Source organism: Roseovarius sp. MMSF_3298 (assembly GCF_030733705.1).
In the GTDB taxonomy this organism is placed as follows: Bacteria; Pseudomonadota; Alphaproteobacteria; order Rhodobacterales; family Rhodobacteraceae; genus Roseovarius; species Roseovarius confluentis.
The window spans coordinates 15,097-28,953 of record NZ_JASHIN010000019.1 but is presented as its reverse complement, the minus strand read 5'-3'; the positions used below and the strand labels follow the sequence as shown (position 1 = coordinate 28,953).

Genomic DNA, 13,857 nt, shown 5'->3' with positions numbered 1-13,857 from the left:
TCAGACCGCCTCCTCGTCTTTTCGATTTTCACTGGGCGCCGCGTTGAGCGACTGACCCGTCTGGGGCGCGTCGTCCACACTCTGTGAGCGGAACTTGCCGGTAATCGCGTTCAGGATTAGCGGTGCAAGCCCGCGCGGCAGGAAAAGCACGAAAGCCACAAGCATTCCCCCGAATATTATTTCGAGCCAGCCCTCACTGTCCCGCAGCCATTCCTGAAGCGTCAGCACAACGATCGGGCCGATGACAGAACCAAGCATCGTGCCGATGCCGCCGACCACCACCATGATCTTCATCAGGATCATTTGTTCGAGATTGAAACTCTCCGGCGCCACGAACCCGAGCAACGACGAATAGAGCCCGCCCGAAAGCCCTGCGATAGCCGCGCTGATCGCGAACGCCTGGGCCTTGACGCGCGTGACGTGCACGCCGTTGGCTGCCGCAGCGACTTGGTTATCCCGGATCGCAATGAACCGGCGGCCGAAACTGGTGGTCAAAAGCTGGCGGACCAGCAGGTACACGGCCGTCGTCAGGACAAGCGAGACGACAAAGATGGTTTGCGTCTTGTCCATTCCGAACATGCGAAGCGAAGGGGCCCGGAAACCGCCAGCGCCGAAGGTGACGTCGGTCCAGTTGACGAGCACCCAGGTAACGGCCTATGCCACGGCGAGTGTCGCGATAGCCAAGTGAATGCCCGAGATCCGCAGCGCAGGTAGAGCCAGCAGCGTCCCCGCCGCGGTTACCAGCACCACAGCGAACATGATCGACGGCACGAAGGGCAGGCCAAGGTGAACCTGGAGAAGGCCTGTGGTATAGGCGCCGACCCCGAAGAGCGCCGCATGGGCGAAGGTGAACTGGCCGGAGTAACCCAGCATGATGTTCAGACCGACAATGAGCATCACGAATATGACGATCCGTGTCAGCAGGAACAGCGTGTAGGGGTTCAATGTGAGACCGAACGCCCCCACCAGCACCGCGATCAGGATTGGCAGGACTGGCGAGTTCAGCCAGCCCTTGGCGTGTTTCATTATTTTTTCCGGCATTATACGCTCCGCGTCTTGCGCGCGCCGAAGATACCGCGCGGGAAGAAGATGAGTGCGACGAAAATCAGGACGAAAGCCGACAGCTCTTGCGCGCTCGACGACACGTAACCGGACACCATCACCTCGCAAACGCCCAGAAGGATGCCTCCAACGATTGCGCCCGGCAGGCTGTTGATCCCGCCAATGATGGCAGCTGCGAACCCTTTCAGGAACAGCGCAAAGCCCATATCCGGGAAGATAAGTGTGGCCGGTGCGAGAAGGAAGCCCGCGATTGCGGTCACCGTGATGCTCAGCACCATTGCGGAACATAGCACCAACTGCGTGGGGATACCGACTATCTGCGCGGCACGCGGATTATCCGCAACGGACCGCATGAACAAGCCAAGGCGGGTAAAGCGGAAGAAAGCTGCGAACAACAGAATGATGACTGCGGCACCGGCCATCATCACGAGATACTGCAGCGGAATGATCACATTCCCACCGAAAAGGATGAGCGGCGGCCCCTGCACCAGGGGTGGCACGGCGAGATAGTCACCCTGCCCGCCCCAGATCAGGCGGATCAGCCCCTTGACCAGAAAAGACAGGCCGATGGTAGCGATCAGCAGGCTCATCACGTGCTCGGTCTTCATCAAGGGACGCAGAATTAGGAAGCTCGCAATCCCGGCGACCACGGATACCACGAGCACGGCGACGATTGCAGCGGCGGGGCCAAGACCCGCCGCGCTTATTACGGAATAGGAGACAAAGCCGCCTACAGCCATAAGGTCTCCCTGCGAAAAGTTGACGGCATTGGCTGCCTTTGACAGCACGACTACGCCGAGCGCGATCAAACCATAGAGCAGACCGTTTGCGATTCCGCTGGTGAGTAGGACGGACAGCATTGGAGTTCCTTTTCCTTATTGTTCGGGTCGCACCGCGGGTCAGTCCAGTTCGGACGTACCTACGACCTCAGCGACGCCATCACTGTTGCGCTTGATCCAGGCTGCTGATTGCAGGCACTGGTGCGTGGAGCAGTCAAGCGCCCCCGGCCCAAATGTTGTTTCAAGCGCGTTCACTTGGTCGAGCGCCGCGATAAAGCTTTCGCGGGTCAGGTCTTCGCCGGCGGCCTCCAGCGCGGCCACGGTCAGTTCACCGGCGGTAATTCCGTAAAGGTTATAGGAATGCGGAGTGTCGTCCGGGAAAGCCGAAACGAGCTTTTCACGCCACTCTGCGGCCTCCTCGCTGTCTACCGGATGGCGGCTCGGGGAGATGGTTACGAAGTTGTCCGTGGCGCCAGGCACTGCAACTTGCTCGTAGAAGGCGACCGGGTCGGGAATCACCGAGGTTCCAATGAATGTGCTACTGAACCCAAGGCGCGCCGAATCCCGAAGGAAGATCGATGCCGGTTTGGGATAGCTGAGGAGCACGACCGCATCGGGCTGGGCACTCTGAATGCGCAGGACCTGAGCGGTTGCGTCGTTGCTTTCCATCGACAATTCCTCGTCAGCGACGACCTCGATACCCTTCTCCTCAAGAGCAGAGATCAGCGTCTCATGACGGTCACGACCCCATGCATCATGCTGGGCGACGACCGCGACAGACGTCGCGCCGACATCAGCCAGGTATTGGGCCTGCAGCGCGCTTTCGAGATTCGAGGTCAGCATCGACGTGAAGATGTTGTCTTCTTTCGGCGCCGAAATCTTGTTCGAAGCGGCCGCGAAGTTGATGTAGGGAATCCCAGACTCGACAATGTCCTCTTTCGCTGCAAGCACGCCGTTGGAGCACGATCCGCCGACAATGGCGAAGACTTCTTCGTTGAAGATCAACCGCCGCACGGCGGAAATGGCCCCAGCCGGGTCGCACTGGTCATCGACGCGCACCAGTTCGATTTGACGGCCGTTGATGCCGCCAGCTTCATTCACGTCAGCAAACAGGGCCTCCATGCCGTTCATCGTAAGGCGGCCGAAGGCGAAATAGGGGCCCGTAATCGGGCCGTAGGTCCCGATCTTGATCGTGTCTTCGGTCACACCGGGGGCCTGAGCGGATCCTACCGTGGGCATTAGTGTAGACAGAAAGAGCCCCGCTAAAAATGCGAATTTCTTATTCATGATTAACCTCTCCTGGTTTCTTGGTCGCGCCATGCGCTGACATGTGCACAAAACACACATGCAAATCACAAACTGTCAACACTTTTGCTAAATCTTCTCCCTTAAAGGTCCAAAAAATTAATCTTTGCACTCTAATCTATCCAAAATCACCGGAGCACTTGCTTAAATTTTAGAACTGTCGTCACTCTTCCAGCGCCCCGAGCGCACTGAATCGGGCGCTGCGCAAGTGCTCCCGCATGGCGATCTCGGCGCGCTCCGGGTTGCGTGCATACAAGGCATCCACGATAGCGCGGTGCTCACTCAAGGCTGCGCGCGCACGCCCCGGTTGGGTGCCTGATCGCCTGCGATGAAGGCGAAGCTGAAAATAGACCTCGTCCATGAGGATACGCTTGAGCGTTCCGCAGCCCGACGCACTCACGATGGATACGTGAAAATCTTCATCCCCAATTCCCTGAAGATAGCCTCCCTGCGCATCCCCCTGGATCACCCGCTCATGCTGCTCGAGCAACCCCGTAAGTCGCTGAAGATCTGTGTTTGTGGAGTTTTCTGCAGCCAGCCTTGCCGCCATACCCTCCAAGGCCTCGCGCACGCGGAACAACTCTTCCAGCTTCTCGCGATCCATCTCGATCAGCCTCACGCCGAGGTTTGGACGACGCTCGACCACGCGGCCCTCCAGCCTCCCAAGCGCCTCGCGAATCGGTCCGCGGCTGACACCGAGCTGACGCGCGAGCTCCGACTCGCTAATCCTCTGGCCGGGCGCGAAATGCCCTGACGAAATCGTCTCGAGCAGGCGCGGCAGCAATCCATCCGGTGACTGCCCCGTCGCGCTATCTGTGTCCCGCTTACCTTCCGACATAAATCAACTCCCTGACTTTCCTGCTCCAACAGCCCTCACATTAAGCGACGACGACGCGGCATTCCATAGAATTTTGTCAAAACTGTTGACAGTAATGCAATTCTGTAGACAGTTTGGGAAAATTTTGCGGGCCAGTCGTTCTGTGCCCGACAGCAAGGGACAATTCAATGACTACACGCAAGGCCCTCAAACAGCTCGCCTCGGAACGGCGCGCCATTGTTGTACCCGGGGCACCCAACGCGCTGTTCGCCCGCGCAATCGAGGACGCCGGGTTCCCGGTCATCTACGTAAGCGGCGCCGGTGTCGCCAATATGCAACTCGGTCTACCCGACATCGGCCTCGGAACAGTGACCGAACTGGTGCAGACCGTTTCCGCCATCGCCGATACCGTGGACCGGCCGCTGATCGTGGATGCCGACACTGGGTTCGGCAATGCCATGAACATGTACCGCACGGTACGCCAACTGGAACGTGCCGGAGCCTCGGCGCTGCAGATCGAGGATCAGGTCTTTCCCAAGAAATGCGGCCATTTCGAAGGTAAGGCCACCATTCCCGCCGCCGAGATGATCGAGAAGATCAAGGCCGCGCTCGACGCGCGGCAGGACGAGAACCTCCAAATCATCGCGCGTACGGATGCCCGCGCCGTCGAGGGACTCGACGCAGCCATCGAACGGGCACAGATGTACCAGGAGGCGGGTGCCGACATGACGTTCGTCGAAGCACCACGCAATGTGGATGAACTCGGCCGCATTGCACGCGAGCTCAAAGCGCCTCAGGTGGCAAATATCGTATTCGGCGGTCATACACCCGATCCGGGACAGGCCGCTCTGGCGGAAATGGGGTTCGCCTTCACGCTCTACGCCAATGCCGCGCTGCAGGCGTCACTCTTGGCGACGCAGACAGTCCTCGGCTCGCTAAAGGATCACGGATCACTCCAAGAAGTCTCAAAGCTTCTCGCAGGCTTCAAGCAGCGGCAGGATGCGGTGAAAAAGCCGGAATGGGACGCGCGTGAAGCGCTCTATGCAACTAAATCGGAAGGGGCTCAAAAATGAGTGTGCCATGGGAAGGACTTATTCCAGAAGAGGAAATCCGCCGCTATGAGGCCGCGGGCTTCGGACGCAAGGCGCGCCCGGGAAAACGGCCAGGCCTGCTCATCATCGACGTTCAGTACCGAACCATCGGCACGGAGCCGAAACCCTTTTGGGAAGCGGTCGAGGAATTCGCGACGTCGTGCGGACAGGTCGGCTGGGACGCGATGGCAAACATCCAGCGGCTTCTGAAAGTCTTCCGCGACAATGAATGGCCTGTGCTGTATCCGCATGTCGCACCCAAGGAAAAGTTCGACCAGGGACGCTTGGCCGAAAAGAATCCCGCCCTGATGAAGGTCGCGGCCAAAGGTTATGATTTCCCGGAAGAGATTGCTCCGCAGCCAAACGACGTCTTGCTTCCCAAGAAGCACCCTTCCGCCTTTTTCGGAACACCGCTGACCAGCTACCTGATCGAGCGCGGCATCGACACTTTGGTCGTCACGGGCTGCACCACTTCGGGGTGTGTCCGAGGCTCCGTTGTCGATGCCTTTGCCAACAACTTCTCCGTACTGGTGCCTCATGACGCTGTTTACGACCGCTCGCAGGTCTCTCACGCCGTCAACCTGTTCGATATGTCCGAGAAATACGCCAACGTCGGCACCACTGACGAGGTGCTGGGAACTCTGAAGGATATCGAAAATGTATGATCTGCTGATTCGCAACGTGACCGCAATTTTGCCGGGACGAGGGCCCACGCAATGCTCCATCGCGGCCAGCGGCGGGAAAATTTCCGCCTTACTGGCGCCCGACGCCACGGACGCGGCGGCTGAAACGATCGAAGGCAAGGGGCTCCACGCCTTTCCCGGGGCCATTGACCCGCATCTGCACCTCGGCCACGGCAATAGCATCGCCGCTCCCGAAGAACCTGCGGACGCGGCGGCCGAAACCGCCGCCGCCGCTCTTGGCGGCATCACGACATTTATTCCATACCTGCTGTCGACCAAGCCATACAGCGGGGTCGCGCAGGACATCATCGACGTCACGCAAAAAGGCGCACGTATCGATTTCGGGTATCATTTCATCATTTCGACTGAGGATCAATTGACCGAGGTCCCTTCGTATGTGACCGATTTCGGTGTTTCCAGTTTCAAGATTTTTCTCAACAACCGAGGTGGCGAAGGATCCCGACTGGGTCTCCCGGACATTGACGATGGCTACCTGTTCCGACTGTGTGAACTTGCGGCGAGCAAGGGGGCGGTCGTGAACCCGCATCCCGAGAATATCGAAATTGCCTGGGTCCTCAGGGACCGTGCGATGAAGGCTGACCCCGAGGGCACTGGTGGACTGGCCAGTTGGGACGACAGCCGTCCCGACTTCATCGAGGCCGAAGCGGTGAGCCGTGTCGCATATCTTGGCCAACAGACAGGTTCGCGTGTCTATGCTGTCCATATCTCTTCGGCAAAGGCACTTGAGGCCGGTCTCCTGCAACGCGGGGCCGGTGCGGCACTGACGATGGAAACCTGTCCGCATTACTTGACTCACGACGTCGAATGGGAGGGCGGTGAGATTGCAAAAATCAACCCGCCGGTCCGCAAGGCCGCCGATCGGGAACGGCTGTGGCAAGCCCTCGCGCGAGGCGAGATCGACACGATCGGCACTGACCATGTCCACCGCCCGCTCTCGTCCAAGGATGGCGGCATCTGGAAGGCATCACCGGGTTGCCCCGGTATGGAAACGATGCTGCCAATTCTACTGAGCGAGGGCCACCACAAACGCGGCCTCGGTCTGGAACGGATTGCCGAGCTTACTTCTGCCAACTCCGCCAGGGCGATGGGCCTTGCGCACCGAAAGGGCGCGATCTCGATCGGGCTTGATGCGGATATTGCCTTGATAGACCTCGACAGGGAATGGAGTCCGTCCAACGCAACGACAGCCTCTTCGGCGGGTTACACGATCTATGACGGTTGGACCCTGAAAGGCGCTGTGAACGACACCTTCCTGCGCGGAAACGCGATCGTCCGCGATAGCGAACTCGTCGCGAACACCGAGGGTCAAGGCCAATTCCTCAAGCGCCTTCCGCACTGACCACACCCAGGCAAGACAGGTCCGGTTCTTCGGCCATTCGCGGGCACCCGTGGCCAGGGACCGGGCCTAAGCATATTGCAATTCAGTGGTTTGCCGGTCCTTGGATCAAGTGCGCTACCAAGAATCCCATTTTGCGATCGGCCATGCTGCCTTTGACCTGATCATTTTCCACAGGGCACAAAAACCAACGGATCGAAAGCCAGGCCTGAGGGCTGAAACCAACCACCCGGCATTCTCGGCCGGAAACCTGCAGCCAAAGCGGTCAAGCCGACGGTAGCATGACCGCCCTTAAGCGGAAAATCGAAATCGCAAACGGCCGACAGCGCCCCGCCGCGTTCGGCGCCTCAGGTGTTGAACAGAAAGTGCAGCACGTCGCCGTCCTTGACGACATAGCTCTTGCCCTCGGCCCGCATCTTGCCCGCTTCCTTCGCCGCCTGCTCGCCGCCCAGCCCGACGAAATCATCGTAGGCAATCGTCTCGGCCCGGATGAAACCCTTCTCGAAATCCCCGTGGATGACGCCCGCGGCCTGCGGTGCCGCCGTGCCGGTGCGGATCGTCCAGGCGCGCGCTTCCTTGGGGCCCACGGTGAAATAGGTCTCGAGGTGCAGAAGGTCATAGCCTGCCCGGATCAGCCGGTCCAACCCGGCCTCCTCCAGCCCCATCTCCTCGAGGAACATCTCGGCTTCCTCGGCATCCAGCTGGCTGATCTCCTCCTCGATCTGGGCCGAGATGATCACGTGCGCCGCCCCCTGCGCCTCGGCCATCTGCGCCACCGCCGCCGAATGATCGTTGCCATCCGCCGCGTTGGCCTCGTCGACGTTGCAGACATACAGGATCGGCTTCGAGGTCAGCAGCTGCAGGTTCTTCCAGGCCTTGGCGTCCTCGGCATCCACCTCGACCAGCCGCGCGGGCTTGCCCTCGTCCAGCATCGCCTGCGCCGCGGCCAGAAGACGGTCGGCCTGCACCGCCTCCTTGTCATTGCCCTTAAGCTTGCGCACCAGCCCCGCGCGGCGCTTCTCGATGCTTTCCAGGTCGGCCAGCATCAGCTCGGTCTCGATCACCTCGGCATCTTCCACCGGGTTCACGCGGCCCTCGACGTGGGTCACGTCTCCATCCTCGAAACAGCGCAGCACATGGGCGATCGCATCGACCTCGCGGATATTGGCCAGGAACTGGTTGCCCAGCCCCTCGCCCTTGCTGGCGCCTTTCACGAGGCCCGCGATATCGACAAAGGTCATGCGCGTCGGGATGATGGATTTCGACTGCGCGATCGCCGCCAGCTTGTCCAGCCGCGCATCGGGCACCGCCACCTCGCCCACATTGGGTTCGATCGTGCAGAACGGAAAATTCGCCGCCTGCGCCGCCGCCGTCCGGGTCAGCGCGTTGAACAGCGTCGACTTGCCCACGTTGGGCAGCCCCACGATTCCCATCTTGAAGCCCATGATGCACCTCTTTGCTCTCGTTCCGGCGCCTTCTATGCCCAAGCCGCGCCCAGCGCAACGCCCCTGCTTTTTCTTGCTTCAAATACTCATTTCCGGCGTCTGCCGTATGCACATGCCATTGCATTTCCGCGCCGCATTCGCCAAACCATGCCGGAACATCACGACGGGAACGCGACATGACACGCATCGACGCCAAATTCGAAGAGCTTCGCAAGGCAGGAAAGAAGGCTTTCGTGGCCTACGTCATGGCCGGCGACCCCGATTTCGACACCTCGCTCGAGATGGTCAAGGGCTTGCCCGGCGCCGGTGTCGACATCATCGAACTGGGCCTGCCGTTCACCGATCCCATGGCCGATGGCCCGACGATCCAGCTTGCGGGCCAGCGCGCGCTCGAAGGCGGGATGACCCTGCAGCGCACGCTCGACATGGCCGCCGAATTTCGCAAAGGCGACGACACCACGCCCATTGTGCTGATGGGCTACTACAACCCGATCTACAATCGCGGGGTCGAGACGTTTCTGAAGGACGCCAAAGAGGCCGGCATCGACGGTCTCATCGTGGTCGACCTGCCGCCCGAGGAAGATGACGAGCTTTGCGTCCCCGCGCAGAAGGCCGGGCTGAACTTCATCCGTCTCGCCACCCCCACCACCGATGACAAGCGCCTGCCCAAGGTGCTGACCAACACCTCGGGCTTCGTCTACTATGTCTCGATCACCGGCATCACCGGGGCGGCGGCGGCCGAGGCCGCCGATGTCGGCCCCGAGGTGAAACGCATCAAGTCGCAGACCGACCTGCCCATCGTGGTCGGCTTCGGCATCCGCACGCCGGAAAGCAGCCGCGAGATCGCCTCGGTCGCCGATGGCTGCGTCGTGGGCTCGGCCATCGTGGGCAAGCTGGCCGACGGCGAAAGCCCGGCGCAGGTGCTCGACTTCGTCAAGGGCCTCGCCGACGGCGCGCATTCCGCCTGAGATCCACGCCGCCCGCGCGGCGCGTTAAGCCTTTCGCGCAACACGATTGCCGCGCCGCGGCGGTGCACGCCCGGTGCATGCGGGGTGCACGCATGTCACCCCCCGTCTGCCACCCTCCCTTGCGGCATTAACCCCTCCCCCGCAGGACTGTCCGCCGCATGGACAAGCACACCCGATCCGGGCTAGTGGTCAGCAGACCTGACCAATGTCCGAGACGTCCGCCATGCCCGTCATCACCAATATCGACGACCTGAAAAAGATCTACCGCCGCCGCGTGCCCAAGATGTTCTACGACTACGCGGAATCGGGCAGTTGGACGGAACAGACCTTCCGCGAGAACACCAGCGATTTCAGTGACATCTACCTGCGCCAGCGCATCGCCGTGGACATGTCCAACCGCTCGACGGCGACCCAGATGATCGGCCAGGACGTCTCGATGCCCGTGGCCCTCGCTCCCGTGGGCCTGACGGGCATGCAGCACGCCGATGGCGAGATAAAAGCCGCCCGCGCCGCCGAGAAATTCGGCGTGCCCTACACGCTGTCCACCATGTCGATCTGCTCGATCGAGGACGTGGCGGCCCACACGGAAAAGCCTTTCTGGATGCAGGTTTACACCCTGAAAGACCATGATTTCATGCAGCGGCTTTTCGACCGCGCCAAGGCCGCCAACTGCTCGGCGGCGGTCATCACCGTCGATCTGCAAGTGCTGGGCCAGCGCCACAAGGACCTCAAGAACGGCCTCAGCGCGCCGCCTAAACTAACTGTTAAGTCCATTGCCGACATGATGACCAAGGTGCAATGGGGCCTCGGTATGCTCGGCACCAAGCGACGGTTCTTCGGCAATATCGTCGGGCACGCCAAGGGCGTGACCGATCCGTCCTCGCTCAGTTCCTGGACGGCCGAGGCGTTCGACGAGGCACTCAACTGGGACCGCATCCGCGAGTTCCGCAAGATGTGGGACGGCCCGCTGATCATCAAGGGCATCATCGACCCGCGTGATGCCAAGGAGGCGCTGAATGTCGGCGCCGATGCCATCGTCGTGTCCAATCACGGCGGACGGCAACTTGACGGTGCGCTTTCCGCCATCCGCGCCCTGCCCCAGATCATGGACGCCGTGGGCGACAAGATCGAAGTCCACCTCGACAGCGGCATCCGCTCGGGGCAGGACGTGCTCAAGGCGCTCGCCCTCGGGGCGAAAGGCACCTATATCGGCCGCGCCTATGTCTACGGCCTTGGCGCCATGGGGCAGGAAGGCGTCACCAAGGCGCTCCAGTGCATCCACAAGGAACTGGATGTCTCGATGGCCTTTTGTGGGCACACCGACATCAACCAGGTCGACCGTGATATCCTGATGGTGCCCCGGAACTTCTCGGGCGACTGGCAGTAACCCCGGAACATCGTCCCATCCCCTGCGTTCGCCTGTCATGCAAACGTAGGAGTCCGGACATGCCCGATACCGTCCTTCAGACCGTCGTGGCGGTCGCCGTCATCATCCTGCTGGCACGGGTCAATGGTCTGCGCTCCTTCTCCAAGATGTCCAGCTTCGACTTCGCCCTGACGCTCGCCAGCGGCTCGGTCGTCGCCACGCTGATGACCACATCCAACCGATTCCTGCCGGGCATCCTCGCGCTCGCCGCGCTCTTTGCCCTGCGCTTCGCCATCTCGGCCCTGCGCGTGCGGTTCCGCGCGGTTGAACATCTTGTGGACACCCGGCCCATCATCCTGATGCACGAGGGCCGCATACTCGACGAGAACCTCAGCCTTGCCCGCGTCACCCGTGCCGACATCCGCGCCAAGCTGCGCGAGGCCAACGCGCTTGAGCCCGATCAGGTTCGCGCCGTTGTGATGGAAGCCACCGGCGACGTCAGCGTCCTGCACGGCGACCGGCTCGACCCGTCCCTGCTCGAAGGCGTTTCCTGGGGCCGTGTGACGCCGCCCGCCCAGACCGTGCGCACCTGACCCGCTGAATCCCGCAAAACCTTGCATATTTGGGCTTTTCAAGCCGCCCTTATTCCTCTAAAGCGACGGCTTCACGCGGGGCTACAGCCTTGGAGGAGCCCCGCCTTTGCATATGGAGAACACACATGGCTGGAGAAATTCCTGATCTTCACGCCCAGGAACGCACGGGGACGGGCAAGGGCGCCGCTCGTGCTGCACGCCGCGACGGCATGGTTCCGGGGATCGTATTCGGGGGCGACGTCGATCCGCTGCCCGTCAACATTCCGTTCAACGTCCTGTTGAAACGGCTGAAACAGGGCCGGTTCAAGTCCACCCTCTTCAACCTCAAGGTTGACGGGCACGACGACGTCCGCGTGATCTGCCGCGACGTTCAGCGCGACGTGGTCAAGGATCTTCCGACCCACTTCGACCTGATGCGCCTGCGCCGCACCACCAAGATCAACCTCTTCATCCCCGTCGAGTTCATCAACGAGGAAGAGTGCGAGGCACTGAAAACCGGTGTTCTGACCGTGATCCGCAACGAGATCGAGCTTGTCGTCACCGCCGGCGACATCCCCGAAAGCATCACTGTCGACCTCAGCCTGATGGAAAACATCGGCGACACGATCACTATCAGCCAGGTCGAACTGCCCGAAGGCGCGAAACCCACCATCGACCGTGACTTCGTGATCTGCAACATCGCGGCTCCGTCGGCGCTGAAATCCGACAGCGATGAAGAGGAAGACGAAGACGTCGCAGCCGATGAGGTCCCGGCAACCGAGCAAGAGGCCGGCCCGGACAGCGTCGAAGAGGCGGAAGGCGGCGAAGACTAAGCTCTTCCCCCACTTACGAAAAAACCAGCGCGAGGGCTCCGGCCCTCGCGTTTTTTTATGCGTGCCGCAAGCGTCGGAAGCACAGGATCCGTCCCCGCGACGGCCCCGGATCGTAGGTCAGGTTCGAATCCGACATGCAATCCACGATCTGCTTGATCACCGCGTCAGGATACTGGTTGGGGTGCAACTCCATCATCACCGCCCGCACATGCGCGGGCCAGGGCGCACCGAACAGATGCCGCTCGGCGCCTTCCACGTCCATGATCACCAGATGCGGGCGATACTCCTTCAGCAGCCCCGCCACCGGCAGCATCGGCACCGACATCAGCTTGTCGGGGTCGGTCTCCTCGTCGGCGATCCGCCCCGCCCAGAACACTTTCTTGGGATCGAACGCGATCTCGTCCGCATCGCCATCCCCGGTCACCGCCCCGTGGACAAGTCGCGTCGCCTGATGCCCGTTCCGATCAAGGTTGTCGCGGATCACCGGCAGCATTGCCGGGTTGGCCTCAACCGTGACCACGTTCGCAGCGCCGGCCACGCCCGCACAGATCGAGGCGATGTACCCCACACCCGCGCCCAGCTCCAGCACGCGCATCCCCTCGCGCAGGCGCATCTGCGCCGCATGGGCCTCGTGCGCCTCGTAGGTGCCGCTTGCCAGCTTGCCCGCGACCCGCTCGTTCAGCATCTCGTCGGGCACCACCAGCGTGACACCGTTCACCGCGTATTCGCCCATGTCCCCTGCCCGTCCTTGCCGCTCTCGTGTTGATTCAACGCGCCCCGCCGCGTAGACCATCCTCACCAAAGAACGGGTGATCGGCAATGCTGCTTTTCGTGGGCCTGGGAAATCCGGGCGGCAAATATGAGAAGAACCGCCACAATATCGGCTTCATGGCGCTCGAGCGCATCGCCTCCGATCACGGCTTCGCGCCATGGCGGTCGAAATTTCAGGGCCAGCTGACCGAAGGCAAGCTCGGCTCTGAAAAAGTCCTGTTGCTAAAGCCCGAAACCTTCATGAACAAGTCCGGCCAGTCGGTCGGCGAGGCCATGCGTTTTTACAAGCTGGAGCCTTCGGACGTCATTGTCTTCCACGACGAGTTGGACCTTGCCCCCGGCAAATGCCGCGTCAAACAGGGCGGCGGCCACGCGGGCCACAACGGCCTGCGCTCGATCCACGCCCATATCGGCGAGGATTACGGCCGCGTCCGCCTCGGTATCGGCCACCCGGGCCGCAAGGATCTGGTGTCGCATTACGTGCTTCAGGATTTCGCCAAGGCCGATGCCGACTGGCTCGACGACCTTCTGCGCGGCCTCTCCGACGGCGCACCCGAACTGGCCGCAGGCCATAACGACAAGTTTCTCAACGCCGTTTCCCTGCGCACCGCGCCCGCCCGCTCCTCGAAATCCACGCCGAAACCCCAAGCCGACGCGAAGCCGGCTGCAAAGCCGGACGCGCCCCCCGATCCCTCCGACACCGAAGACCGCAGCCCGCTGCAAAAGCTGATGGACAAGTTCCGGTAACGCCGCGTTCTTCTTGCCGCCCGGCGCACCGGGTGCTTTCCTGCGCCAAAGGGAGGATTTT

13 protein-coding genes and 1 pseudogene are annotated in these 13,857 nt (G+C 61.5%); 8 read left to right on the top strand and 6 right to left on the bottom strand.

The window, feature by feature from the left end:
• The 4 genes and pseudogenes from RBB18_RS16125 to RBB18_RS16110 form a co-directional block, all read right to left on the bottom strand.
• Positions 1 to 1,026 (bottom strand): annotated as a pseudogene (locus tag RBB18_RS16125) (branched-chain amino acid ABC transporter permease).
• A 14-nt stretch (positions 1,027 to 1,040) separates the two neighbouring features.
• Positions 1,041 to 1,922, bottom strand: a complete 882-nt coding sequence (locus RBB18_RS16120; RefSeq protein WP_103763349.1) for a branched-chain amino acid ABC transporter permease — start codon at positions 1,920 to 1,922, stop codon at positions 1,041 to 1,043.
• Between the two features lie 39 nt (positions 1,923 to 1,961).
• Positions 1,962 to 3,128: an ABC transporter substrate-binding protein gene (locus RBB18_RS16115; RefSeq protein ID WP_306111357.1), complete on the bottom strand. Its 1,167-nt coding sequence runs from the start codon at positions 3,126 to 3,128 to the stop codon at positions 1,962 to 1,964.
• 181 nt (positions 3,129 to 3,309) lie between these two features.
• Positions 3,310 to 3,984: a GntR family transcriptional regulator gene (locus tag RBB18_RS16110; RefSeq protein WP_103763347.1), complete on the bottom strand. Its 675-nt coding sequence runs from the start codon at positions 3,982 to 3,984 to the stop codon at positions 3,310 to 3,312.
• A 167-nt stretch (positions 3,985 to 4,151) separates the two neighbouring features.
• On the opposite strand from RBB18_RS16110, the gene RBB18_RS16105 reads away from it, so the two are divergent.
• From RBB18_RS16105 to RBB18_RS16095, 3 genes are read left to right on the top strand one after another with little or no spacing between them, the layout of a single operon-like run.
• The gene (locus RBB18_RS16105) at positions 4,152 to 5,036 is read left to right on the top strand and encodes an oxaloacetate decarboxylase (RefSeq protein ID WP_274593015.1); all 885 of its coding nucleotides are present in this window, start codon (positions 4,152 to 4,154) and stop codon (positions 5,034 to 5,036) included.
• Positions 5,033 to 5,719: an isochorismatase family protein gene (locus RBB18_RS16100; protein WP_274593016.1), complete on the top strand. Its 687-nt coding sequence runs from the start codon at positions 5,033 to 5,035 to the stop codon at positions 5,717 to 5,719. The genes RBB18_RS16105 and RBB18_RS16100 overlap by 4 nt, the downstream gene beginning before the upstream one ends.
• Entirely contained in the window at positions 5,712 to 7,097 is a 1,386-nt protein-coding gene (locus tag RBB18_RS16095) for a dihydroorotase family protein (protein WP_306111358.1), read from the top strand. The genes RBB18_RS16100 and RBB18_RS16095 overlap by 8 nt, the downstream gene beginning before the upstream one ends.
• Before the next feature lie 344 nt (positions 7,098 to 7,441).
• Here RBB18_RS16095 and ychF read toward each other — a convergent pair whose 3' ends face one another.
• A complete protein-coding gene (gene ychF / locus RBB18_RS16090; protein WP_103763343.1) occupies positions 7,442 to 8,539 on the bottom strand; it encodes a redox-regulated ATPase YchF in 1,098 nt (365 codons plus the stop codon).
• A 176-nt stretch (positions 8,540 to 8,715) separates the two neighbouring features.
• Between ychF and trpA the strand changes: the two genes are divergently transcribed.
• The 4 genes from trpA (at position 8,716) to RBB18_RS16070 (ending at position 12,278) form a co-directional block, all read left to right on the top strand.
• On the top strand, positions 8,716 to 9,507 hold the full coding sequence (trpA, locus tag RBB18_RS16085) for a tryptophan synthase subunit alpha (protein ID WP_306111359.1): 792 nt from the start codon (positions 8,716 to 8,718) through the stop codon (positions 9,505 to 9,507).
• A 223-nt stretch (positions 9,508 to 9,730) separates the two neighbouring features.
• Positions 9,731 to 10,894, top strand: a complete 1,164-nt coding sequence (locus RBB18_RS16080) for an alpha-hydroxy acid oxidase (RefSeq protein WP_103763458.1) — start codon at positions 9,731 to 9,733, stop codon at positions 10,892 to 10,894.
• A gap of 59 nt (positions 10,895 to 10,953) precedes the next feature.
• Entirely contained in the window at positions 10,954 to 11,466 is a 513-nt protein-coding gene (locus tag RBB18_RS16075; protein ID WP_274593018.1) for a DUF421 domain-containing protein, read from the top strand.
• Positions 11,467 to 11,591: 125 nt separating this feature from the next.
• Positions 11,592 to 12,278: a 50S ribosomal protein L25/general stress protein Ctc gene (locus RBB18_RS16070; RefSeq protein WP_103763340.1), complete on the top strand. Its 687-nt coding sequence runs from the start codon at positions 11,592 to 11,594 to the stop codon at positions 12,276 to 12,278.
• Positions 12,279 to 12,333: 55 nt separating this feature from the next.
• Here RBB18_RS16070 and RBB18_RS16065 read toward each other — a convergent pair whose 3' ends face one another.
• Positions 12,334 to 13,011, bottom strand: coding sequence for an FkbM family methyltransferase (locus RBB18_RS16065; protein WP_306111360.1), 678 nt, complete (start codon positions 13,009 to 13,011; stop codon positions 12,334 to 12,336).
• An 86-nt stretch (positions 13,012 to 13,097) separates the two neighbouring features.
• On the opposite strand from RBB18_RS16065, the gene pth reads away from it, so the two are divergent.
• Positions 13,098 to 13,796: an aminoacyl-tRNA hydrolase gene (pth, locus tag RBB18_RS16060; RefSeq protein ID WP_306111361.1), complete on the top strand. Its 699-nt coding sequence runs from the start codon at positions 13,098 to 13,100 to the stop codon at positions 13,794 to 13,796.
• Positions 13,797 to 13,857 lie beyond the last annotated feature (61 nt).